Annotated in this window: 22 protein-coding genes; 13 read left to right on the top strand and 9 right to left on the bottom strand. The window is 60.4% G+C overall.

The genetic code is table 11. From position 1 onward, the window contains the following. From K0F85_RS28820 to K0F85_RS15790, 4 genes are all read right to left on the bottom strand, one after another. A partial coding sequence (locus K0F85_RS28820; RefSeq protein WP_257572817.1) for an EI24 domain-containing protein occupies positions 1-442 on the bottom strand: 442 nt, incomplete at its 3' end. Then, a complete protein-coding gene (locus K0F85_RS15800) occupies positions 442-1,482 on the bottom strand; it encodes a sterol desaturase family protein (protein WP_219116936.1) in 1,041 nt (346 codons plus the stop codon). The genes K0F85_RS15800 and K0F85_RS28820, both read right to left, overlap by 1 nt. Next, on the bottom strand, positions 1,479-2,309 hold the full coding sequence (locus K0F85_RS15795; RefSeq protein ID WP_374198711.1) for a polysaccharide deacetylase family protein: 831 nt from the start codon (positions 2,307-2,309) through the stop codon (positions 1,479-1,481). The genes K0F85_RS15800 and K0F85_RS15795 overlap by 4 nt, the downstream gene beginning before the upstream one ends. Further along, positions 2,309-3,280: a cytochrome D1 domain-containing protein gene (locus tag K0F85_RS15790; protein WP_219116935.1), complete on the bottom strand. Its 972-nt coding sequence runs from the start codon at positions 3,278-3,280 to the stop codon at positions 2,309-2,311. The genes K0F85_RS15795 and K0F85_RS15790 overlap by 1 nt, the downstream gene beginning before the upstream one ends. 196 nt (positions 3,281-3,476) lie before the next feature. On the opposite strand from K0F85_RS15790, the gene K0F85_RS15785 reads away from it, so the two are divergent. The 3 genes from K0F85_RS15785 (at position 3,477) to K0F85_RS15775 (ending at position 4,796) form a co-directional block, all read left to right on the top strand. Next, complete coding sequence (locus tag K0F85_RS15785) at positions 3,477-3,833, top strand: FKBP-type peptidyl-prolyl cis-trans isomerase (RefSeq protein ID WP_034760263.1); 357 nt, start codon at positions 3,477-3,479, stop codon at positions 3,831-3,833. Positions 3,834-4,033: 200 nt separating this feature from the next. After that, positions 4,034-4,288, top strand: a complete 255-nt coding sequence (locus tag K0F85_RS15780) for an acyl-CoA-binding protein (RefSeq protein ID WP_034782468.1) — start codon at positions 4,034-4,036, stop codon at positions 4,286-4,288. Positions 4,289-4,334: 46 nt separating this feature from the next. Beyond that, the gene (locus K0F85_RS15775; RefSeq protein WP_219116934.1) at positions 4,335-4,796 is read left to right on the top strand and encodes a GNAT family N-acetyltransferase; all 462 of its coding nucleotides are present in this window, start codon (positions 4,335-4,337) and stop codon (positions 4,794-4,796) included. Between the two features lie 93 nt (positions 4,797-4,889). Here the strand turns inward: K0F85_RS15775 and proX are convergent, their stop codons facing one another. From proX to K0F85_RS15755, 4 genes are all read right to left on the bottom strand, one after another. Next, complete coding sequence (gene proX / locus K0F85_RS15770; protein WP_219116933.1) at positions 4,890-5,948, bottom strand: glycine betaine/L-proline ABC transporter substrate-binding protein ProX; 1,059 nt, start codon at positions 5,946-5,948, stop codon at positions 4,890-4,892. Positions 5,949-5,957: 9 nt separating this feature from the next. Next, complete coding sequence (gene proW, locus K0F85_RS15765) at positions 5,958-7,061, bottom strand: glycine betaine/L-proline ABC transporter permease ProW (protein WP_219116932.1); 1,104 nt, start codon at positions 7,059-7,061, stop codon at positions 5,958-5,960. Next, positions 7,058-8,293, bottom strand: a complete 1,236-nt coding sequence (gene proV / locus K0F85_RS15760; RefSeq protein ID WP_219116931.1) for a glycine betaine/L-proline ABC transporter ATP-binding protein ProV — start codon at positions 8,291-8,293, stop codon at positions 7,058-7,060. The genes proW and proV overlap by 4 nt, the downstream gene beginning before the upstream one ends. Positions 8,294-8,884: 591 nt before the next feature. Then, positions 8,885-9,169 carry a polyhydroxyalkanoic acid system family protein gene (locus tag K0F85_RS15755; RefSeq protein ID WP_071325161.1) on the bottom strand — a complete coding sequence of 95 codons (285 nt, stop codon included), beginning with the start codon at positions 9,167-9,169 and terminating at the stop codon, positions 8,885-8,887. Positions 9,170-9,368: 199 nt separating this feature from the next. Between K0F85_RS15755 and K0F85_RS15750 the strand changes: the two genes are divergently transcribed. From K0F85_RS15750 to K0F85_RS15735, 4 genes are all read left to right on the top strand, one after another. Beyond that, positions 9,369-10,766 carry a hypothetical protein gene (locus K0F85_RS15750; RefSeq protein ID WP_219116930.1) on the top strand — a complete coding sequence of 466 codons (1,398 nt, stop codon included), beginning with the start codon at positions 9,369-9,371 and terminating at the stop codon, positions 10,764-10,766. 101 nt (positions 10,767-10,867) lie between these two features. Beyond that, positions 10,868-11,155, top strand: a complete 288-nt coding sequence (locus K0F85_RS15745; protein WP_219116929.1) for a protealysin inhibitor emfourin — start codon at positions 10,868-10,870, stop codon at positions 11,153-11,155. A 332-nt stretch (positions 11,156-11,487) separates the two neighbouring features. After that, complete coding sequence (fdxA, locus tag K0F85_RS15740; protein WP_010395176.1) at positions 11,488-11,811, top strand: ferredoxin FdxA; 324 nt, start codon at positions 11,488-11,490, stop codon at positions 11,809-11,811. A gap of 274 nt (positions 11,812-12,085) precedes the next feature. Next, positions 12,086-13,306 carry a polyhydroxyalkanoate depolymerase gene (locus K0F85_RS15735; RefSeq protein ID WP_219116928.1) on the top strand — a complete coding sequence of 407 codons (1,221 nt, stop codon included), beginning with the start codon at positions 12,086-12,088 and terminating at the stop codon, positions 13,304-13,306. A 210-nt stretch (positions 13,307-13,516) separates the two neighbouring features. Here K0F85_RS15735 and K0F85_RS15730 read toward each other — a convergent pair whose 3' ends face one another. Next, entirely contained in the window at positions 13,517-14,302 is a 786-nt protein-coding gene (locus K0F85_RS15730; protein ID WP_257572814.1) for an ABC transporter substrate-binding protein, read from the bottom strand. Between the two features lie 327 nt (positions 14,303-14,629). On the opposite strand from K0F85_RS15730, the gene rsxB reads away from it, so the two are divergent. The 6 genes from rsxB to K0F85_RS15700 are packed head-to-tail and all read left to right on the top strand — an operon-like array spanning position 14,630 to position 22,726. Next, positions 14,630-15,358, top strand: coding sequence for an electron transport complex subunit RsxB (gene rsxB, locus K0F85_RS15725; RefSeq protein ID WP_219116927.1), 729 nt, complete (start codon positions 14,630-14,632; stop codon positions 15,356-15,358). Further along, on the top strand, positions 15,355-16,002 hold the full coding sequence (nth, locus tag K0F85_RS15720) for an endonuclease III (RefSeq protein WP_219116926.1): 648 nt from the start codon (positions 15,355-15,357) through the stop codon (positions 16,000-16,002). Before rsxB ends, nth begins: the two co-directional genes overlap by 4 nt. 27 nt (positions 16,003-16,029) lie before the next feature. Further along, positions 16,030-18,888, top strand: a complete 2,859-nt coding sequence (locus K0F85_RS15715) for an AMP-binding protein (protein WP_219116925.1) — start codon at positions 16,030-16,032, stop codon at positions 18,886-18,888. Positions 18,889-18,902: 14 nt separating this feature from the next. After that, positions 18,903-20,696: an AMP-binding protein gene (locus K0F85_RS15710; RefSeq protein ID WP_219116924.1), complete on the top strand. Its 1,794-nt coding sequence runs from the start codon at positions 18,903-18,905 to the stop codon at positions 20,694-20,696. A 1-nt stretch (position 20,697) separates the two neighbouring features. Next, positions 20,698-21,594: a hypothetical protein gene (locus K0F85_RS15705; RefSeq protein ID WP_219116923.1), complete on the top strand. Its 897-nt coding sequence runs from the start codon at positions 20,698-20,700 to the stop codon at positions 21,592-21,594. A gap of 1 nt (position 21,595) precedes the next feature. After that, positions 21,596-22,726, top strand: coding sequence for an MBOAT family O-acyltransferase (locus K0F85_RS15700; protein ID WP_219116922.1), 1,131 nt, complete (start codon positions 21,596-21,598; stop codon positions 22,724-22,726).

Here is a 22,726-nt window from a genome sequence, read left to right as displayed (position 1 = left end):
GCACCCACACGACGATGAACAGCAAAAACGTGGCCAGCGAGGTGCCGACGCTACCCAGCAAGCTGCCGCCGTGCTGCTTTTCCAGCTGCGGAAAGTGCCGCCCGCCTATATGGCGGCCGATGGCCGGCATGGCGAACAGGCCCATGAAGATCAGCGCCGTGAGTATCATCAGCGGCAGCAGCATGAACATGGCGATCAGGGGCACGATCACGGTTTTCAGCACGCCCAGGCCGAAGGTGGCAAGCACCTGCCCGCTGGTGTGGAAGAAATCGTATTCGGTAAACAAGGCATGCAAGCTGTCGATCAGCGGCTGCAAGCCCACATACAGCAGCGCGCCCCACAAGATCAGCGACAGGATGAATGGCGCGATGCTCAGCAGCAGTATCTTGCCGTGCAACTGTGACAGGAAGGCACGGCCATACGAATTCAACACATTACGCATCAGCGACGTCCTTTTCGTTTGATTCTTGCAAATTCCACCATGCGGCGCAGGCCCAGCCATTGCTGTTGCCAGAAGCCGCGACCATAGTTGCGTCCCGGCCGGCCCGCGCCCTGGCTGTCGATGCGGGCCAGCTGGTCGCGCACGCCCGTGCGCGCATAGCCGGCCGAGAAATTCGCGGTGCCCAGCAGCATATCCCAAATCGGCAAGACCACGCCGAAGTTGCAACCGCCCATGCTGCCCTTGCCCTTCGACTCGTGCCCCACGCCGATGGCATGATGCGTGCGGTGGAAACGCGGCGAGATCAACAGCCGCTCGCCGATGCGGCCGAAGTGTATCCTCACATTCGCATGCTGCAAGCTTTGCAAGATGCGCGAAATCGATACCAGCAACACATATTGTCCTGGCGGCACGCCAATACCGAGCGCCACCAGGGCCATCACCACGTCGCGCAGGAAGTCATCGAGCAGGTGGTTGCGGTCATCGCTCCACAAATTCATGTTTTGCTGGCTGTGATGCAGGCTGTGCAAGCCCCACCACCAGCCGACATGGTGCGAAGCCCGATGGTAGCAATAATCGACGAAGTCCAGTATCACGAAATAAATGATAAAACTGAGCAAGGGACTGATGCCGGGCAATAGCGACTCCAGGTTCAGGGGATGGATATTATCGAAACGCAAAGCACCCGCCAAGGCATCCATCAGCGGATCGAGCGTGAAGAAGACCAGCACGGAAAACAGGCCGATGCGATGCAGCACCGTGTAAATAAAGTCGTTCCAGCGGGCACGCGGGTCGCTGATCTTTTGCGCGGGAATCAAGGCTTCGAGCGGGCGCAGCACGAGAAACAGCAGCACCAGTTCGCACAGGCCGATCAGCAGCCACTCCGTGCCCTCGAACGCTTCTTCCGTGAATTCGCCAAAGCCAAGGTGATACACGAGGGGATTCACCACAGTCTGGAACAGCCAGCCTTGCGCCACGCCAAAGGCGTCGACCACGGCATCGATGGCCAGTTGCACGATGGCGCTGAGGTCGGCGGCGATCATGGCTGGCCCTTCTTTTGCGCATAGGCAGGATGCTCGCGCAGCGTGGCAAAGCAAAAACCCTTGTCTTGCAAGCCGGAAATCAAGGCATCCAGGTTGGCGGGCGCCCACGCGTCCTTGCGCGACCAGATGCCCATGTGGGCAATAAAAATGTCGCCACTGCGCAAGTTCGCCAGGGCTTTTTTCAGTAGCATGGCATTCGGATACCTATCGCTGGGCAGCTCATCGCCCGAGTAGCCGGCCGGCGCCCAGCCCGCATGCTGGTAGCCGCAGGCGCTGCCAGCGGCCAGGGTGCGCGGCGAGGTGTAGCCGCCCGGCGCGCGCCAGAACGGATCGAGCTTGTGCCCGGTCAACTCCTGGAAGCGTGTATCGACGCGGCGCAATTGCTCGCAGAACTGCTTGTCGGTGAAGGACGCCAGCTTGCCGCCCTCCTTGCTGAACTGGGGCTTGACCTGGATCAAGCCGTTGGCCAGATCCTTCTTCCAGTACACGTGGTCAAACGTATGCGTGCCGAACGCATGGCCTTCGGCGACCCTGGCTTTCCAGTATGGCGCCCACGACGGGTCGAGCGAATAGTCGCCGCGCGTGGTCTTTTCATTGGCCAGGAAGAAAGTTGCCTTCACATGACGTTTGTTCAGCACGTCGGCGATCAGTTGCGCTTGCGACTGGCTGCCCGTGTCGAACGTCATATAGATGGTGCCCTTGCAGGCGGCCGGCGCTGAAGATACCGCTGCGACAACAGGCGTGCCCGCATGGGCGGGCGGCAGCATGGCGCTGGTGCACAGCAGCACGGCGGGCAGGCCGCCAGTCAGAATAAGACGCTGCATCATCACATGCGCGGCGAATGAGTGGCGAAATACACGCCATGGGGCGAGCGGCCCACCGGTATCGTCTTGATGACCTTGCGCGTCGTCAGGTCGATCACGGCCACTTTCTTGATCCAGCGCAGGGTCACCCACATGGTCTTGCCATCGGGCGTGATTTCCATGCAGTCCGGGCCGCCCGGCACATTGATGGTGCCCACGTTTTCCAGGGTTTGCTGGTCGATGATATTAATCGTGTTCGACACGCGGTTCGAGACAAACGTCATGCGATTGTCACCGAGCGCGCGGAAATTATGCGTGCCGGCCCCCGCCTTGATGCGCTTGATGGTCTTTTGCGTGCGCCAGTCGATCACTTCCACGTAATCGCTGCCCATGATGCCCACCAGCAAATGCTTGCCATCGGGCGTCATGGTGATGCCGGCTGGCGCGGGGCCCACAGGCATCGTCCATTTCACCGTTTGCGTAGCCAGGTCGATGGCGCTGACCTGGTTGCTGCCCTGCTGCGTGATGAAGGCCATGCTGCTGTCGGCCGTGAACGCCATGTGGCTGGGCAGCTTCGGCAGCGCAATGCGCTTGGCCAGGGTCAGGTTCTTGCCGTCGTAGCGATACAGGTCGATGCGGTCCAGGCGCAGCGAGTTCGAGATGAACCACTTCTGGTCCGGCGAAAAGCCGATCTGATAAGGGTCGAGGATGTTGCTGATGCGGCGCTGGATCTGGCCCGAGACGGGGTCGAGGAAAATCAGCTCGTTGCCGACAGAACTGGCAACGATCAGCGACTTGCCGTCCGGCGTTTCCATCAGGTGATGCGGTTCCTTGCCAACAGCAAAGGTGGACAGGGGAGCGTAGGTTTTCTGATCCAGCAGTTGCACCGTAGCATCACGGGAATTGAGCACCACCACCACTTCGGCTTGCGCCGTAGACATTGCGGAAACCAGGCACAGCGAGGAAAAAACAAGGCGGCGTAGACTGCGGAACATGGAAAAAATCACTGTTAAATGCAAAACAGGCATTTTACGTGGAACACTGTATTTATTGTGTGAAATCCCCCCTTAAATGCAAGCGGCCGCCACACTTCGCCGTCACTTCCCCTTTTTGCCTGCGCCCGGCTGGAATGGCGCTTTGCAACTCATTGCTCTACAATCTGAAGCTTTCATCGCCTACACAAGGATTATCATGACCACCACCACTACTGCTTCCGGCCTGCAATACATCGATACCGTCGTTGGCGAAGGCGCTGAAGCGCAAGCCGGCAACAATGTTGTCGTGCATTACACGGGCTGGCTGCAAAACGACGACGGCAGCGCCGGTTCGAAATTTGATTCTAGCAAGGACCGCAACGACCCATTCGAATTCCCGCTGGGCGCCGGCCGCGTCATTCAGGGTTGGGACGAAGGCGTGCAAGGCATGAAAGTGGGCGGCAAGCGCCAGTTGATCATCCCGGCAGCACTGGGCTATGGCGCACGCGGCGCCGGCGGCGTGATTCCACCGAACGCCACCCTGATTTTCGACGTCGAACTGCTGGGCGTCTAAGAACAGCTTGCGCAGCGCTCAAGCGCTTGCGCCTGGCGCCGCCCCTGTTCACTCAGCGGCGGCGCTTTTTTTTTGAAGTTCCCCTCTAATGCGCGGCGCCCTTTTTTCACTATGATGTCAGGTACTGCAGCACGCACGGTGGCCACTCCGCCAGGCCTGCCGCACTTTTCCAGCGATTCCATCAGCACACAGGAGCCATCATGAGTTTACAAGAGCAATTCGAACAAGCGCAGCTCGATTCCAAGACCCTGTCCGAGCGTCCGGACAATATGACCTTGTTGAAAATCTACGCCTTGTTCAAGCAAGCGTCGAGCGGCGATGCCACGGGCGAGCGTCCCGGCATGACCGATTTCGTCAACCGCGCCAAGTTCGACGCCTGGGCGGCCCTGGCCGGCACCTCGAAAGAAGAGGCGCAACAGCAGTACATCGACCTGATCGAAGACTTGAAGGATTGATTCTTCGCTGCCCCGGCAGGCGCCGGGGCAATGTTATTATTTACGTATGACACCATCACCAACTTCCCTGGCGCACGCCGCCGACCTGCCCCGTTTGTTCGATGTCTGGCAACAATCAGTCCGCGCCACCCACGATTTCCTCGCCGACAGCGATATCGCCTTCCTGACGCCCTTCGTGCGCGATGAGCTGGCAAGAGTGACAGCCGAAGGCCTGCTGCGCGTGCTGCGCGATGCCGGTGGCAGCGCCTATGCCTTCCTGTGCGTCGAGCACGCCAAGATCGAGATGCTGTTCGTGCACCCGGAACAGCGCGGCAGCGGCGCCGGCCGCACGCTGGTCCAGTACGCCATTGCCAGCCTGGAAGCCACGGCCGTCGATGTCAACGAGCACAACGCGCAAGGCCATGGCTTTTACCGTCACCTGGGCTTTATCGTGGAAAGCCGTTCCGAACTCGACCCGTTCGGCAAGCCCTTCCCCATTTTGCACCTGAAACTGGCCGAAAACGCCTAAAAACTCACGAAAAACCACCAAAACAGCGCGTTAACGCAAAAGTGGCTACCGCAATGGTAGCCACTTTTTTTTACGCCGGTAGCCGCCGCAAACTTACTTTTTTGCCGCCGCCAGCGCTTGCGCGATCCAGCCGTCAAATTTTTGCTGGTGATACTTGATCCAGCCGGCCGTATGGCGGGCGATATCGGCCTGCGTGTTTTCGCCGCGACGCATGCGCTCGTTCTGCGCATTAATGTCCGCCACCGGCAATTGCATCACTTCGAACAGCTTGGCCGCAGCCGGGTTTTTCTCCGCCCAGGCCCGGTTGGCCACGATGCGCGCCGTGTTGACGGCAAAGCCGTAATCGCTGCCATCGTCGAGACGGGTATTTACCTTGTCCGGATTGGCCGAGAATGGCACTTTCAGCCAGACCACGTCCTTGCCCGGCACCAGCACGCCACTGACCCAGTACGGCGTCCACGTGTAGTACAGGATGGGTTCGCCACGCTTGTAGCGGCCCAGGGTATCGGCAATCAGGGCCGCATAACTGCCCTGCACGTGCGTCACCGTCTCGCGCAATTTGTACGCATCCATGTGGTGTTCGATCAGCGCTTCGCAGCCCCAACCGGGGTTGCAACCGGTCAAGTCGGCCTTGCCATCGCCATCATGGTCGAACAGCTTGGCCAGGGTAGGATCGCGCAACTGGTCGATATTCGTGATGTTGTACTTCTCGGCAGTCGCTTTATCGATCAAATAACCTTGCGCGGCAGGACCGGCATACTGGCCCGTGCGCAGCAACTTGGCATCGCCGCCCGCATTGTTATAGAAATCCTTGTGCATCGGGTCCCAGTGCACGGCCATGAAGGTGGCGTCGCCGTTGGCGACGGCGATATGCGCGGTCGGATATTCCACTTCCTTGATCGGCTGCACGTCATAGCCGAGCTTTTCCAGGGCCTTGTCGACCAGCATGGTCTGGAAGGTTTCTTCCGCGATCGAGCTTTGCAAGGCTTGCACCCTGACGCCCTTGCCGGGCAGCGCATCGGCCGGGGCGGCCGGCGCCTGTGCCATGGCCAGGCTGGTGGTCAGGGCCAGGGCCGCGATGGCCAGGGCTGAAAACAGCTTGAACTTGCGTTGCGATTTTTGCGTCACTTTAAAATTGTCAATTTGATGCATGTGTATCCTTTATTGTGCGTTGGCCAGCGTTGCTTGCTGTTCAACATTATTTTTTTCCGTGTTACCGCGCACCAGGCGCAGCACGAAACCGGTAGGACCCGTCTGGTACCAATGGCGCACGCCACGGCGTGGCTGGCCCATCGCTTGCGTCAAGCGGTCCAGGGTGATGGCCAGCAGCACAATGCCCAGACCACCCACTGTTGCCAGACCCATATCCAGGCGGCCGATGCCGCGCAATACCATCTGGCCCAGGCCACCGACGGCGATCATCGAGGCGATCACGACCATCGACAGCGACAGCATCAGCGACTGGTTAATACCAGCCATGATGGACGGCATGGCCAGCGGGAATTGCACGCGGGTCAGCAACTGCCACGGCGAGGCACCATAGGCACGGGCCGCTTCGATCAGGTCGGGACGCACCTGGCGGATACCGAGGTTGGTCAGGCGCACCAGCGGTGGCAGGGCAAAGATGATCGTCACGATCACGCCCGGCGCATTACCGATACCAAACAGCATCACCACCGGCACCAGATAGACGAAGGCAGGCGTCGTCTGCATGGCGTCAAGCAAGGGGCGCAGGATATTCTGCGCGCGGTCGCTGCTGGCAAGGAAAATACCCAGCGGCAAACCGATGGCCAGACAGAAGGCCAGCGATGTCAATACCAGCGACAGGGTGGTCATGGCTTCCGGCCAGATGCCCAGCATCGACACCAGCAGCAGCGCCAGCACGGTGCCGATGGCCAGGGTGCGGCTGGTAAATTGCCACGCCAGCAAGCCGATGATGGCGATCACCGTCAGCGACGGTGCCGCCAGCAGCACGCCTTCCACGCCGGACAGCACACTGTCGATCGGCGCGCGCACGGCCTGGAAGAAGGGGCGGAAATGCGCAACGACCCAGCCCAGGCCCTGGTTGATCCAGCTTTCCAGCGGCAGCGAACCGTCGAAAATCTGCGTCAGGTGAAAGCCGCTCGCATGTTCCGGCTGCACGGCAGGCACGGCGGCGTCGAGCCACGCGGTGCTGGCGTCGGTGGGCGGCGTCAGCGCCCAGGGATTGATTTGAGCGGCCTGTTCAACAACAGGTTCTACTGTGGAAACGGTGCTTGGATTCATGCTTGTCCTTTCTGTTGTTGTGGCTCGGCAATGGCTGGCGTATCGCGGTCGAGGAACTTCAGCAAGGTCGTCTTGCTGATGGCGCCGCGGAAGCTGCCATCATTGGCCACCACAGGGACGGCGTAAGGCAGTTGCGCCACCTGGCCGAACAGGCCGGCAACTGGCTCGTCTGCGTTGATGGTCTGCACGTCGGGCAGATAGGCATGCGCCAGGCCCAGCGGGCCGACATGGCCGTCGAGCGCATTGCGCAAGGAGTCGGCCGAAACGACGCCGAGGAATTTGCGCTGCGGATTGACGACATACGCAAAGGCGCGATCCTGCTCTTCCAGCATCGACAACGCGGCGCGCGAACCGCGGCTCGGCGACTCGGACACCACGATCTGGCTCTTGCGAGCGATATCGCTGGCCTTGAAGACGGCCGCTGCATCGACGCCGCGCACGAAGTTGCGCACGTAATCGTTGGCAGGTTTGCGCAGGATTTCTTCCGGCGTGCCCACTTGCACCACGTGGCCGTCTTTCATGATGGCAACGCGGTCGCCGATGCGCATGGCTTCGTCGAGGTCATGCGAAATGAAGACGATGGTGCGGCGCTTGATTTGCTGCAAACGCAGCAGTTCCGATTGCATTTCCGTACGGATAATCGGGTCGAGCGCGGAAAATGCTTCATCCATCAGCAAAATCGAGGGATCGCAGGCCAGCGCACGGGCCAGGCCCACGCGCTGTTGCATGCCGCCCGACAATTCGTCGGGATAGCTGGCGCCATAGCCGTCCAGGCCCACTTGCTCCAGCGCTTGCTGGGCCAGCGCATGGCGCTCAGCCTTGGGCATGCCGGCCAGTTCCATGCCGAAGGCAGTGTTGTCGAGCACGGTAATTTGCGGCAGCAGCGCGAACGACTGGAACACCATGCTGATGTCCTTGCGGCGCAGGGCCCGCAGTTGGGCGTCCGGCAAGGTATTGATGTCGTTGCCATCGATCAGGATGCGGCCAGCGGTTGGCTCGATCAATCGGTTCAGCATGCGCACCAGGGTCGACTTGCCCGAACCGGACAGGCCCATGATGACGAAGATCTCGCCTGCTTCAATAGTAAAAGTGGCGTCGAAAACGCCGATGGTGCAGTCGGTCTTGGCCAGGATTTCCTGCTTGTGTACGCCCTGGCGGACGAGTTCAAGTGCTTCTTCTGGCTTGTCGCCGAACACTTTGAACACCTGGTCGATAATAATTTGTTTTGCCACGATGTGGTTCTCCCTCGATTTGACGAATGGAATGAAACCCAGCAAGCTGCTAGCTTGCGGCGGGAATCAGCAAACCCTGTTGCGTCGGCTACGCCACGGCGCAAGAGCGCACGGGAGCGACAGGAAACAGGGGGTGACACGCGTGTGACCAGCCGATGGCCAAAGCCGATGCCGGGGTGCCGTGTGCGTGCTAAAAGAGGCTGTGGTTCAGGACTTTTAACAACGCTAGCGCCATGCAAATACATGGCACCAAATGTATTTGACCGAAAAAATCGACCAAGCTACTTTTAACTGGATGCGGGTGTAAAACCCGAAGAATTATTCACCACTCAGCGAGTGGGAGTACTGCGAAGCAGAGGGTGAAACGCGGGGTAGCTGTTGTAAATATGTACCAAGTATAACGCAAAAAGCCACCAAAGTCCAATGGCTTTCCAAATAGAAATGTGCTAGCAATGTTCGCCAGCGCACGGTCCAACACAGAAAAAGGGGGTAGAGCGGCGAAAGGACGCCTGTTTGCTGCATCTTTTCGCCCTCCCGCCGCCGCGCCATCCCTGGCACCAAAGAAGCGTCATACCAGCGGGTGCAAGGCACTCAAGCTGGCTCGGTAAACACCTTGCGCATCTTCTCGGCAATCTTGCCTTCGATGGTGGAAGCGAAGGCGCTGAGCATGAAGCCCAGCTTGATTTGCAGTTGCGCCTGCTCTTTTTCCAGGGTCAGCGAACCATCGACGCCGCTGCGCTCGAAGCGCAGCACATCGCCATCCCAGGCGCACGCCAGGTCATATTCCTGGGCCAGCTTGTCGGCCACTTGCTGCGCCGCTTCGCGCGCCTTTACTGCTGTCAGCTTATGTTGCTGAACTATATTTATATCCGCCATCAAACGATCCTTTTATTATAAAAACGGTGTAATACGGCCAGCATCATACCAGCCGCCACGCGACAGCCGCAGCCATGGGGAACGCCGGCACACGGAAAAAACCGCTGTTTCTTGCGCCGCACTTGCGCCGAATCAAACCGAAACCAGCCAAGCGGGCCGACTATCGCAGTTCCAGTTGCGCGTATCTTGGAGAGCTACCATGGACCAGAAAGTCATCGTGCCGGTCGAAGCCGTGCTGAGCAAATGCGTGTCTCTGCCCGTCGGCTATGTCCCTACCCCTTCGGCGCCATATCGCCTGCACCGCAAGAGTGCGCAACTGACCCTGCAACCGGGCCAGCCACGTTTGACAGAGGCAACGGTCCGCTACCTGGCCGCCGTGCCCGTCGGTTCGCGCGTGCTGATCTGGAAGCAAGACCCGTCCGTGAGCGAACTGGGCATGCGCAAGGCCTTCCTGCCCGGCCTGACCCTGCAAGGCCCGCGCGACGCGCGCATCACTTTTGGCGAGCCGGGCATCGCCCAGGTCAGCCCGAACGCTTTTGGCGACTTCATCGTCTCGCCCAACACCGACCAGTTCGATGCCGTGCATACCTTTGCCATCGTGCGCATGACGCTGACCATGTACCAGCGCGCGCTGGCCAGCAACGACACGGCGCCGCCCCTGCCCTGGCAATGGAATAGCGCCAGCAACACGGCCCCGCTGCGCGTGTTCCCGCACGGCTTGCCCAATGTCATGAATGCCTATTACAGCCGCAGCGACAAGGCCCTCAAGTTCGGTGACTTCATTCCCAGCGGCGCTACCGAGCGCGTCTACACCTGCCGTTCGCTCGACATCGTCTCGCATGAAACAGGGCACGCCATTCTCGATGGCCTCAAGCCCAATTGGCTGCTCAACAATAATCCACCGCAGACGGGCGGATTGCACGAATCGTTCGGCGACCTGACGGCCATCTTCCTGGCCCTGTCGCAGCTGGATCAGGTCGAAGCGGTGATCGTCCAAACGAAATCCGACCTGCACGACAAAACCTTCCTGGCCGACCTGGCGGAACAGTTCGGCCTGGCGCTGGGTCGGCCGAACGGTTTGCGCAACGCCGACAACGACATCAAATTATCGGAGGCAGGCACGGAAGTACATGCCATCTCGCAAGTGTTCACAGGCGCCATCTACGACATCCTGGCCGACATCTTTGCCCACGAACGCCAGCCCCAGCTGGAAGATGACGCGGCCGTGCTGCACCGCTGCGGCGACTACATGCGCCGCCTGGTCTTGCGCGCGCTGCTGGCGTCGCCCGACCATGCGGCCACGTATGCCGACGTGGCCGGCCACATGCTGACGATCGCCGAGGCCGACGGCAACGACGCCTACCTCGTTTTCATCCGCAACAGCTTTACCGTGCGCGAAGTACTCAAGGCCTCAGCCATGGCGGAGGATGGGCAAATGCGCTTTGTCGCAGATACAGTCGATGACGAGGGTGCCGTACAAGACAGGCGCGCCTGCTGCGGTACCATGAACCATGCCGAATACAGCGAATCGGATCAATTGCTGGAAGTGGAGCGCGAAGCGCTGGCGGCCTGGTGCCGCAGTTACGCCCCACGCTAAGCGCCTTATGCCGCAGACCAGCCAGCAGTCCGCCTCAGGCGTTGGCATGGCGTATCACGTCCCCACCACCGTCCTCACCACCATCGTCAAGAAGGAGCAGCATGAAAATTTCAGCCCGCAGCAGCGGCGGCTTTGCCGGCCTGAGCGAACAGTACGACATCGATACGCAAGCTCACCCGGCCGGCCCCGGACTGGAAGCGGCACTGGCCAGCAGCGGTTTTTTCACGCACCCGCCGAGCAGGGGCGAACAGCTTGGCGCCGATATCCCCCATTGGCAGATCACCGTCGAGGCACCCACCGCGCGCCGCAGCATCACCTTTGCCGAGGATGGCAGTGCTGAAAATGCACGCTGGCAACAGTTGCTGACGCAAATACGCGCCAGCGCCTGATTGTTCTGGCACTTATTTTTACCGATCTTGATGTGGGTAAAACAAAAACACCACACGGCAAGCCCCTGCGCCGCCTGCCCGGCGCCCTGCCGCAGGCGGCGACTGTCGCTTTCTTGCCGCGTTCTACATGGCAACGTCCCGGATAGTCGCTGAATTGCACGCGTTGCGCGGCAACGGCACTGTCAAAAAATGAATTTGCTTATATGTATTGTATATAAGCGGGATTTGTGAGAAATAGCGAATTGCCTTAAAATACAATGCTTTGCTTTAGTATGCGCCGCCGAGGTTCCTGCAGGCGCTACAGCACCTCCCCCCAAATTGATAGGACTGTTATGACCCACGTTGTCACCGAATCCTGCATCGCCTGTCGCTATACCGACTGCGTTGATGTCTGCCCGGTAGATTGTTTCAGGGAAGGCCCGAACTTCCTGGCGATCGATCCGGACGAATGTATTGACTGCGCCGTCTGCGTGGCAGAGTGCCCGGTGAATGCGATTTTCGCGGAAGAAGACGTGCCGGGCGACCAGCAAGCCTTCATCAAGATCAACGTCGATCTGGCGCGTAACTGGCCTTCGATCACCAAGACGAAAGCGGCCTTGCCGGAAGCCGAGCAGTACAAGGACGTCAAGGACAAGCTCGACATGCTGGTGCGCTAAGCGCACGGCACTTGCCGCGGCAGCGCTTGCAGGGGGACGCTTCCCGCAGGGGCATGACGGCAAAAAAAATGTATAAAAAGCAGCGGAAACGCTGCTTTTTTGCTTTTAAAACATCGTTGCGAGTCTATCCACGCAAGTGTGGCGCGCTGTCACGGCAATGCGCAAACTGTGACGCTATGCGCGGTAAAGCACATTTTGTCCTCCACAAATATCGTAAAAATGGATTATGATATTTGAGCCGATATTGGCGCTTGGAATTAAACAAGGACTCTATATGCTTTACCAACTGCACGAACTGCAACGCTCCTTCCTCACTCCGGTGATGCAATGGGCAGACATGTCCTCCAAGTTATTTACCAACCCGGTTTCTCCACTGGCCCACACCCCGTTTTCGCAACGCATCGCAGCCGGCTACGAGCTGATGTACCGCCTTGGCAAAGACTACGAAAAACCACAATTCGATATCAAATCCGTTCTCGTCCAAGGCGAGAGCGTCGACATCCGCGAACACGTTGTCGTGACAAAACCGTTTTGCCGCCTGATTCACTTCAAAAAAGAAGCCACTGGCTTGCAACAGCCCAAAGTTTTGCTGGTTGCCCCCCTGTCCGGTCATCACTCGACCCTGCTGCGCGATACCGTGCGCGGCTTGCTGGCCGAGCACGATGTCTACATCACCGACTGGACGGACGCGCGCATGGTACCGCTGACGGAAGGCCCGTTCCACCTGGACGACTACATTTATTATGTGCAGGAGTTCATTCGCCTGCTGGCGCCTGACCTGCACGTCATTTCCGTCTGTCAACCGACCGTGCCCGTGCTGGCGGCCATCTCGCTGATGGCGACGGCCAAAGATCCGCACATGCCGAAAACCATGACGATGATGGGCGGACCGATCGACCCGCGCCGTTCGCCCACGCAAGTGAACAACCTGGCGACCGAAAAGAAATTCTCGTGGTTTGAAAACACCGTGATCTACGCGGTGCCGCCGAACTACCCGGGCTTTGGCCGCAAGGTGTATCCGGGCTTCCTGCAGCACGCCGGCTTCATCGCCATGAACCCGGGCCGCCACGCGCAAAGCCACCGCGAGTTTTACATGCACCTGGTGACGGGCGATGACGAGCCGGCGGAAGGCCACCGCCAGTTCTACAACGAGTACAACGCCGTACTGGACATGCCGGCCGAGTACTACCTGGAAACCATCAAGACCGTGTTCCAGGAGTTCAGCCTGCCGATGGGCACCTGGACAGTGGGCGGCCAGTTGGTGCGTCCGCAAGACATCACGAATGTGGCGCTATTCACCGTAGAAGGCGAACTGGACGACATTTCCGGCGCCGGCCAGACGCAGGCGGCGCATGACTTGTGTTCCGGCATTCCCGCCGAGATGCAACAAGACTTCGTGGCGCCGAAATGCGGCCACTATGGCATCTTCTCGGGCCGCCGCTGGCGCGAGATCATTTGCCCGAAAATCGGCGAATTCATCCAGAAACATTCCTGATCCGCAGCGTTTCTATCAAAACGGCACGCCAGGCTAGCCTGCGTGCCGTTTTCTTTTATGCCTGGCACATGCACGCTTGATTGTTGCCGTCGGACGCATCTTGACAAAGACCTGCCCGACTCCCGGCTCGCCCGCGTCCGGCTTCTTCATCGCATGAGCCATGCATGGGCGGCGCACGGCACACCCACAGTGCGTCAGTGACGCAGGACGTCAGGGAGTGGAAGGGGCGGTCGCCAGACTCTGGTCGAGCCGCTTCCAGTAGTCGCGCTCGAGGCGGGCCGTGTCGATATCGCGCGCCGCCTCGTTGAAGCGTTTTTGCCGGGCGGCGCCTTCGGCATCGCGCTGGAAGCACACATGCACGGGGCGCTCCTTGAAGACGCTATCGATGATGCCGATGCGCTCCCTTTCGGCTTTGCTGAAGTTGCGTCCCATCAGCAAGTGCTGCAGCACATGGCGCTCGATGACAATCACACGGTAACGCTTGATGAACAGTTTCTTCAGATTCGTGGCGTCGTTCAAGCCCTCTTCCGTCTTCAACTCGCCGCGCGCCACCATGCCATCGAACTGTTCTCCATTCGAGTAGCCGGCCACGGTGCCAATACGCAACTTGCCCAGCTCCGCCAGGCTCGCGCCGGGCACGCCATCCTCCTTCAGATAGGCCAGCACAGCCTGCGTGTTGCCAACCGGAACAGAAAAGTGGCAGAGTTTTTCCCGTTCCGGCGTGCGCCAGACGGCCAGCAGCCCGGCATAGCGGGAACTGGCCAGGCCAAACTGCATGGCACGCTTCCAGGGAAAATATTCATATCTGACCGTATAGCCGAGACGCTCGAAAACGGCACTGACCATGGCGCCCGACACGCCATCGGCGGGCAGGCTACGGGAAATGAAGGGCGGCCAGTCGTCCGCAGCGAAGCGGACGATGCGCGAACTGGCAAGGCCCGGCGCCGCCATGGGGGCGCTAGCCTGCCCGTGTGCAAGGGCAAGTGTGGCGTGCATGAATAAACAGAAGGGCAAACCAACTGTCCCGAGGAAACGCATGTTTTGCTCCTATGGCCTGGCGCACCTCGCAGTACAGACGCGGCAACAGGACTGGCGGTCGGCTTTTTTTGATTACTGACTTGATAAAAATCATGCTCCCACAAAAAAAAGGAAATGCAAAGTTGTTTATTTGCACTTTGACATTCCCACAGGAAATAAATTACGATTGCGGCGCGCCCGCAACAGCCAGCCGAGGCATGCGCTATGCCCCTCACGCGATACAGGTTTTTACTTGCAGGCGGCTCAGATGGCCGATAATGATGTTTTAGCGTATTAAAGACGACCGTGCCGCATCCCGCCCCTCCCTCACTTGCCGACCAGATCGAAGACTTGCTGCCGCAAACGCAATGCACCAAATGTGGCTACAACGGCTGCCGCCCGTATGCGGACGCGATTGCCGCAGGCAGCGCCGACATCAACCAGTGCCCACCGGGCGGCGCGCAAGGCATCGTGCGCCTGGCCGGCTTGCTGGGCAAAAAAGTCATTCCGCTCAATCCCGTCAACGGCCTCGAACGTCCGCGATCGGTCGCTTACATCGACGAATCGCTCTGTATCGGCTGCACCCTGTGCATCCAGGCTTGCCCGGTAGACGCCATTATCGGTGCCGCCAAGCAGATGCATACGGTAATCTCCGATCTGTGCACGGGTTGCGACTTGTGCATAGCGCCCTGCCCCGTCGACTGCATCGTCATGTATCCGGTCAGCGGCGACGCCACGGGCTGGGATGCATGGAGCCAGATGGACGCCGACGACGCGCGCGCGCGCCACGATTTCCGCACGCTGCGCCTGCGCCGCGAAGCCGAGGCCAACGACGCGCGCCTGGCCGCCAAGGCCGTCGCCAAGATGCAGGAAGTGACGCAGGAAGTGCCCGTCACGCCCGATGAACAGGCGGAAAAGGAACGCAAGCGCGCCATCATCGCCGCCGCCATGGAGCGCGCACGCGCCAAGGCGGCCGCCAGCGCCGCTGCCCAAACCGAAACACCTGTCCCCAACGCCCCGAAAAAAGACGCATGAACGCCGCCAAACGCCTGGAAATTTTTACGCGCTTTCGCGCCGCCAATCCTTCCCCGAAAACGGAACTCGACTACACGACGCCGTTCGAACTGCTGATCGCCGTGCTGCTGTCGGCGCAGGCGACGGACGTGTCCGTCAACAAGGCCACGCGTTTGCTGTATCCGGTCGCCAATACCCCGGCCCAGATACTGGCGCTGGGCGTGGACGAACTGGCCAGCTACATCCGCACCATCGGCCTGTTCCGTACCAAGGCCAAGAACGTCATCGCCACCTGCCAGATTCTGCTCGATCAGCACGGCGGCGAAGTGCCGCGCGACCGCGCCTCGCTGGAAGCCTTGCCCGGCGTCGGCCGCAAGACGGCGAATGTGGTCATGAACACGGCGTTTGGCGAACCGACCATGGCGGTCGACACGCATATCTTCCGCGTCTCGAACCGCACCGGCATCGCGCCAGGCAAGAATGTCGATATCGTCGAGCAAAAGCTGCTCAAATTCATACCCAAGCAATTCCTGCATGACGCCCACCACTGGCTCATCTTGCACGGCCGCTACACATGCACGGCGCGCAAGCCGCAATGCTGGAACTGCATGATTGCCGACCTGTGCGACTACAAGAGCAAGTCGCCGATGCCGGCCGTGGTCTGACAACATGCCCTTACGAACGGCGACACCATGTTGCACACAACACTAGATATCCTGGCTTGTCCCGCCTGCCGCCTGCCCCTGCACAGCAACACACCAGCCGGGGCATTGGCACCGTTGCTGGAAGCAGTATTGCACTGTCCGGCATGCGCCATCGACATTCCCGTCATACAGGGCTTCGCGCTCTTCACGGAAGCGCGGCAAGGCTGCGATGCCCAGATGCTGTCGGCGCTGCGTGCCCAGCTGACGCCCAGCGCTGAGTATCTGTCCTTCATGCACCGCCGCCATGTGCGCCGCATTCCCGACCGCTACGCCGCCTTCCAGCCTTTCAATGAATCGAGCCGCGCCTTTTATGCCTTGCTGGACCTGACCAGGGAGCAGTTGCATCCAGGCGACGTCATCCTCGATACCTGGGGCCGTACGGGCTGGAGTGGCGAAATGCTGGCGGCGGCATTTCCCCAGCAACATGTCATTTCTGTATGGGAAGGCAATTTCGATGTGCTCGGTTACAGGGGATACGCGCACTGGCTGCCCGCAGGACAGCGCGCGCCCAACCATGACATCATTTTCTTGCCACCGGGCAGTCCCATGCCTTTTCGCGATGGCACATTCGCGCTGATTCACGGCCTCGACTCACTGCATCGCTATGCACCATTGACCTTTGCCGGCGACATGCTGCGCATCGCCCGCAGCGACGCGCCGATCATCTTCCCGCACGTACACATGGCCAACAGCCAGCCCGCGCCGTACTTCGAGCGCGGCGGCAACATCCTTCACGGCCGGAGCTATCAGCAGCGCTTTGATGCTGCGCAAGCACGCGGCGCACGCAAGACGCTGGTGATGTCGGAAGTGACCCTGTTCGACGCCAGGGGACAGCTGCATGGCGAGCCGGACACTGCACATTACAACGGTCTGGTGGCGCTGGTGCCGCCCACATGGGAAGGAGCACCCCTGCGCCAGGCTGATCTCGACCTGGCCTTGCCCGCATCGCGCGCCATCGTCAATGCCCTGCTGCAAATAGACAGCCTGAATGGCTGCGCCATCCCCGATGCAAACGCGCTGGGCGGCTTGATGCAAGACTTGCTGCTGCGCCATCCCTGCTATGCGGAACGCCTGGCGCGTCTGGGACAACAAACACTGAGTGCCGAGCAATTGCAGATCCTGTTTCAGCTGGGCCAGCTGCGCACGCTGGAACAGGTGGCGCAGCGCCTGCACCTGCCCGTGGAATACGTTTGCCAGCAAGCAAAAAGCATGGTCGATACCGAACTGCTGCAGATGGCGCCCATCAGCGGCGCCATGGCCCGTTTGCAGTCCTACTATGCCAGCCAGATCGTGCGTCCCCTGCCACAGGAAGAAACTTTCGAATATCTGTGGCAACTACTGCCCACGCTGTACCAGCAACGCCCGCTACTGCTGTGTGGAATGGACGACAGCGCATTTGGCTGGGCGGAAGTGGAACTGCTCGTGCCGGCGCTGCAACGGGGCTTGCTGGCGATGGGCGTTCGCGCAGGCGACCGCGTCGCCATGCTGTGCGCCCAACACCCTGAAGCGGTGCTGCTCAGTTGGGCTTGCTGGCGCATCGGTGCGGTCGTGGTTCCGCTGCGCAAGGAACTCGCGGACACGCCTGCCTTGCTGCAACCCTTGCTTGAACGCATTGAACCCGCCTTGCTCGTGCTCGATCATTCCCGCTACAGCGCCGCCGCTTTGGCACCGTGCCCGGCGCTGCTGCTCGACGATATCGGCCACGAAGCCGCAGCGCTCTTGCCGCCAGACTGTGCATTGCCTGAACTGTCGGCCTTGCTGGAAGGCTGGATGGACTTGCCGCCCACACCGGAGCTGTCCGGCCATGGCATCCACCCCGATGATCCTGCCGTGATTTTGTTTACCTCCGGCAGCACCGGCACGGCCAAGGGCGTCGTCCACAGCCAGCGTGCCCTCATGCAGAGCGGCCAGCTGGCGGCCACGGAATTTGGCTGGCACGACGGCGACATACTGCTGTCGCTGGGCGACTGCCACACCATGAGCGGCTTGCGCAACCCCATGGTCGCCGCCCTGTTTGCCGGCGCCAGCGTGTATCTGGCCGATGAAAGCGAACGCGGCAATGTCGGCAAGACCTTGCAGGCGGTGCAACGCCATGGCGTGACCGTGCTGGCGACAGGCCCCGCCTGGCTGGCCATGCTGCAGCGGCTGCCCGCACACCTGACCCTGCACCCGGCCAGCTTGCGGCAAATCATTTGCACGGGCGCGCCCCTGCAATCGGCGCTGCACACGGCCTTGAGCGAGCGCATGCGGCTTGCCATCATCGATTATTACGGACTGACGGAAACGGGCGGCCTGTGCATGCTGTTCCAGCACGCTTCCGGTGCCACGCAAGCGTGCGGCCGTCCCGTAGGCGCCGTGGTGCAAATCTGCGATGGCAAGGGTCTGCCGCTTGGGCCGGGCCAAGCTGGGGAGCTACGCGTGCACAGCAACCAGCTGATGAGCGCGTACTGGGGAGATCCGGCGCAAACTGCCGCCATTGCCCGCGACGGCTGGATCTACACGGGCGACATTGCCAGCCACGATGGCCTGGGCAACATCACCCTGCTGGGCAGGCACGATGACCAGCTCAAGAATGAATATGGCGACATCGTCCATCCCGCCCCGCTCGAACACGCCATGTGCAGCTATCCGCTGGTACGGCAAGCGGCGGTCACTGCCGGGCCGCAGGGCTTGATCGGGATGCTGGTGGTCGACGACGGCTTCGATTTTCCCGCTTTTGTCGCCTTTTGCCGCCAACATGCGCAAATCGACGCCTTCCCCCGCGAATTGCGCCTGCAGGCAACCTTGCCCTATACGGCGGCAGGAAAACTCGACCGTCGCGCACTGGCTCATTCAATCTCATCATAAGCGACCCGCTCACCATGTTTCACACCCGTCCCACGCCTGCGAATACGCCATTCCTGATCGGCCCCAGGTCGTTGTCGCACGCCGATCTGGAAGAACAACTGCTGCAAGTGGCGGCCAGGCTGATCGCAAGCGAACTGCAACATAAACGCGTGCTGCTGATGGTGCGCGACGATCTGGCATTTGTCCCCTTGCTGCTCGGCTGCATGCGGGCCGGCGCCATTCCCCTGCTGCTCGATCCGGGCACCTCCGTACGACAAGTCAAGGATCTGCTGGAACATACGCGCATCGATGCAGTCATTGCCGATGCGGATGCAATCGCGCTATGGCGCACCCAGGATCTGCCCTTGCCAACGCAGCAAATCTGCGTCGGCGCGGCCCAGGCCAAGGGAGCGCTGTTGAGCAAATTGCTGGGGCGGCGGCCACCCGCGGACCTGGACAATTGGCCTGGCCTGCTGGCAGCCCCAGCGCCGGTGCCCTTGCCACAGGCAAGGCAGGAAGGGCCCGCCTACGTCGTATTCACATCGGGCAGCACGGCCAGGCCGAAAGGCGTGGAAATGCACTGGCCCGCCCTGCTCGCACACCTGCAGACCATAGGCGAACATTACGCACTGACATCCGCATCCCGCCTGCTGAACCTGATGCCGCTGTCGCACGCCGATGGCCTGGTGCAAGGCGTGCTGCTGGCTTACCAGCGGGGCTGTACTCTGGTGCGTCCCGCGCCCTTCAGCCTTGTCGCCATCGAAGCCATCTTAATTGCCATCTACCGCGAACAGGTGAGCCATCTGATCGCCGCGCCGACAGCGCTGGCCCTGCTCCAGCAATATGGCGCCCACCTGGCGGAAAATTTCGACAATGGCCATTTCCGCTTCGCCATTTCCTGCAGTGCTCCCCTGAGTCCAGCCACCTGGACCAGCTTCAGCCAGTGTTTCAAGGTAAAACTCATCAATACCTATGGCTTGAGCGAAACGGGTGCTTGCGGCCTGTATGCGGGACCGGATGCCGCCAGCCACAAGATCGGCAGCGTGGGCGTGCCTCGCGACATGCTGGCCAAAATCGTGCGCGAGGATGGCGGCGAGGCCGGCTGCGATGAGGCAGGAGAACTGTACCTGCAAGGAGCCAACCTGATGCATGGTTATCTTGATAATCCACAAGCAACCGCTGCAGTGCTGCGCGACGGCTGGCTGCATACGGGCGACCTGGCACGGCGCGACAGCGATGGCGTGTACTGGATCACGGGGCGCCTCAAGGACGTGATCATTTGCGGCGGCTACAACCTGTCGCCGGAAGCCATCAACAGCGTGCTGCTGCAACACCCGGCCGTACTGGAAGCGGCGACCGTCGCCCTGCCCGACCCGACCTGGGGAGAAATCCCCGTCGCCTGCGTCGTATTGCGCCCCGGCATGGAGGCGGATCAGCAACAACTGCTCCAGCATTGCGCCCAGCACCTGGGGGCACACGAATTGCCGAAACGCATTAGTTTTACCGGTCAATTGCCGCGCACGCCATCCGGCAAGGTCATCACGGAACAGTTGCAGCACGCGCTATCGCTTGGTCCCAAGGAAGCAAGCGCGCACGGCAATCAGCAGGAAGACATTTTTGCACTGGCCACGAGCCTGTTCAACTTGCAAGCAGGCGTACTGAAGGGTGATTCAGGTCCCGCGAATACGCCAGGCTGGGATTCGCTGGCGCATATCAATTTCGTAATCGGACTGGAGACGCGGTTCAAAGTGCGCCTGAGTCCATCGGATGTAGTACACATGGAAACGATGGACGCCACCGTGCAACTGATCAAACGGCTGACGCGCTGAGATGGCCTCAGCACCTCCTTTGCGCATATGGCTATGCAGCGCATTGCTGGCAGTAAGTGTGGTCGCGCTACTGGCGTTGCAGCGCCATGCCCCGTGGCTTGAGCCCAAACCTGAGCCAGTCATCACCAAGCATACGCAGCGCTTTCTGGCATCTGCGTATGGCGGCGAAACGCCAATACGCGTGCTGGGCCTCGGCTCATCCTTGCTATGGGCGGCCACCCCTCCCGCGATAATGGATGAAATCGCCCTGCTTCCTGGCATTTGCTGGATGCGCATGACCAAGCTTGGTACAGGATTGGGCGCACTGCAAGCGAGCCTGACGCCAATCGAAAGCAAGCCACCGAACGTCCTCGTTATTGAGGAAAACCTGTTTTTCGCCGATAGTACGGCAACGGACCAACTACGCGACGATCTGTTCCTATTAATGAGAACTGCTGCCTATAAAGTCACCGCACAGGCACACTTTGCGCCCCCACGGGCTTATGTGGAACTGGCAGACCAAAAAGAGCCTTTGCCCTATGAGGAATTTCCACAGGATAAAAAGAAACAGCTGATCCTCAAGAATGCCAACAACCTGCAAACCATATTCTCCCATGGTGCGATCAACCTAGCGTTGACTGACCGACTGCGGCGCTTGTCGCAGCGCGGCATACACATCATCGTTCTCGAACTGCGTCGCTCCGAATTCGTGGAACAAGTCATTGCTCCACAAAAGAAACGCTGGCAAGAACAGTTGCGGCGGGCACTCCCGCCCGGCCCCTTGGTCAACTACATTGCATCACCTCATTTCTCACAGCAAGACCTGTACTTTGACGGCAGCCATATGAACGCGGCTGGCGCACGCCTGTTCGCCCCCTGGTGGGCCGCGCAATTGCAGCAACTGCGGGACGAACGTTAACATGGTGTGGATGACAACCTTCGGCATGCTGAGCATGCTGGTGCTGATCCCGCTCTACTGGCGCCTGCCGCCTGTATGGCGGCCCTGGCTGCTGACACTGGGCGGCGCCATCTTGCTCGCACATGATGGCTGGCGCAACGTGGCAGCCTGGAGCGCCTTGCTGGCGTGGCTGGCCCTCATCTGCGGTCCGCAATGGCACCGCCCGGCCATGATGCAAACGCTGGGTCTGGCCGGCGTGCTGCTCGCCTTTATCGCTTACCAGTATGCCAAAGCCAGTCACGGCCTGGCCGCTTACCTGGGCTACGCCTTCGTCTCGCTGAAAGCCTGGCACCTGATCGCCGAGCATGACGGCGGTGGCATCGCGCGCGATGGCCGCGCCGGCACTACGCTGGGTTATCTGCTCTTCCCACCCACCCTGGCCGTCGGTCCGGTCCAGCGTTACGATGCCTTCCGCATGGAACTATTGCGCGCGCGGTGGGACAGGCAACTCGCTTCGCAAGCCTTGCAGCGCATGCTGTACGGTTATTGCAAGGTGGTTTTACTCGCAGGGTATCTTCTCAATTTCAAATTCAACACTCTGAATCTGTCCACCGGAAACGCCTGGCTCGATGCCTACCTCCCGCTGGTGGGCTATGGCTTGAACCTGTACTGGCAATTCTCGGGCTATTGCGATATAGCCATCGGCTTTGCCGCATTGCTGGGCATACGCGTGCCGGAAAACTTTCATTTCCCCTTTGCTGCCCGTAACCTGTCCGATTTCTGGCGCCGCTGGCACATCACGGTGTCGGAATGGTGCCGCGATTTCGTCTTTCGCCCCATCCTCTCGCACACGCATCAATACCTGTTTGCCAGCCTGGGCAGCATGATGGTGCTGGGCTTGTGGCATGAATTGTCGCCGCGCTACCTGGCCTGGGGATTGTTCCACGGCGCCGGCCTGGCCATCGTCCACCTGTGGGGCAAGCACATGCCATGGGCGGAGCAATTACGCCGCTACGCCCTGTGGCGTGTCTTCAGCTGGTTCTTGACCTTGCAATTTGTCATACTCAGCTTCGCGCTGACGTCGACCAGCGACTTGCTGGCGGCCTGGTCTTGTCTGACGGTGCTGTTCGCACCGCTGTTACCTGGGAGTTAA

Source organism: Janthinobacterium sp. UMAB-56 (genome assembly GCF_900095265.1).
Taxonomy (GTDB): Bacteria; Pseudomonadota; Gammaproteobacteria; order Burkholderiales; family Burkholderiaceae_D; genus Janthinobacterium.
This window is presented reverse-complemented; position numbering and strand designations above follow the sequence as displayed.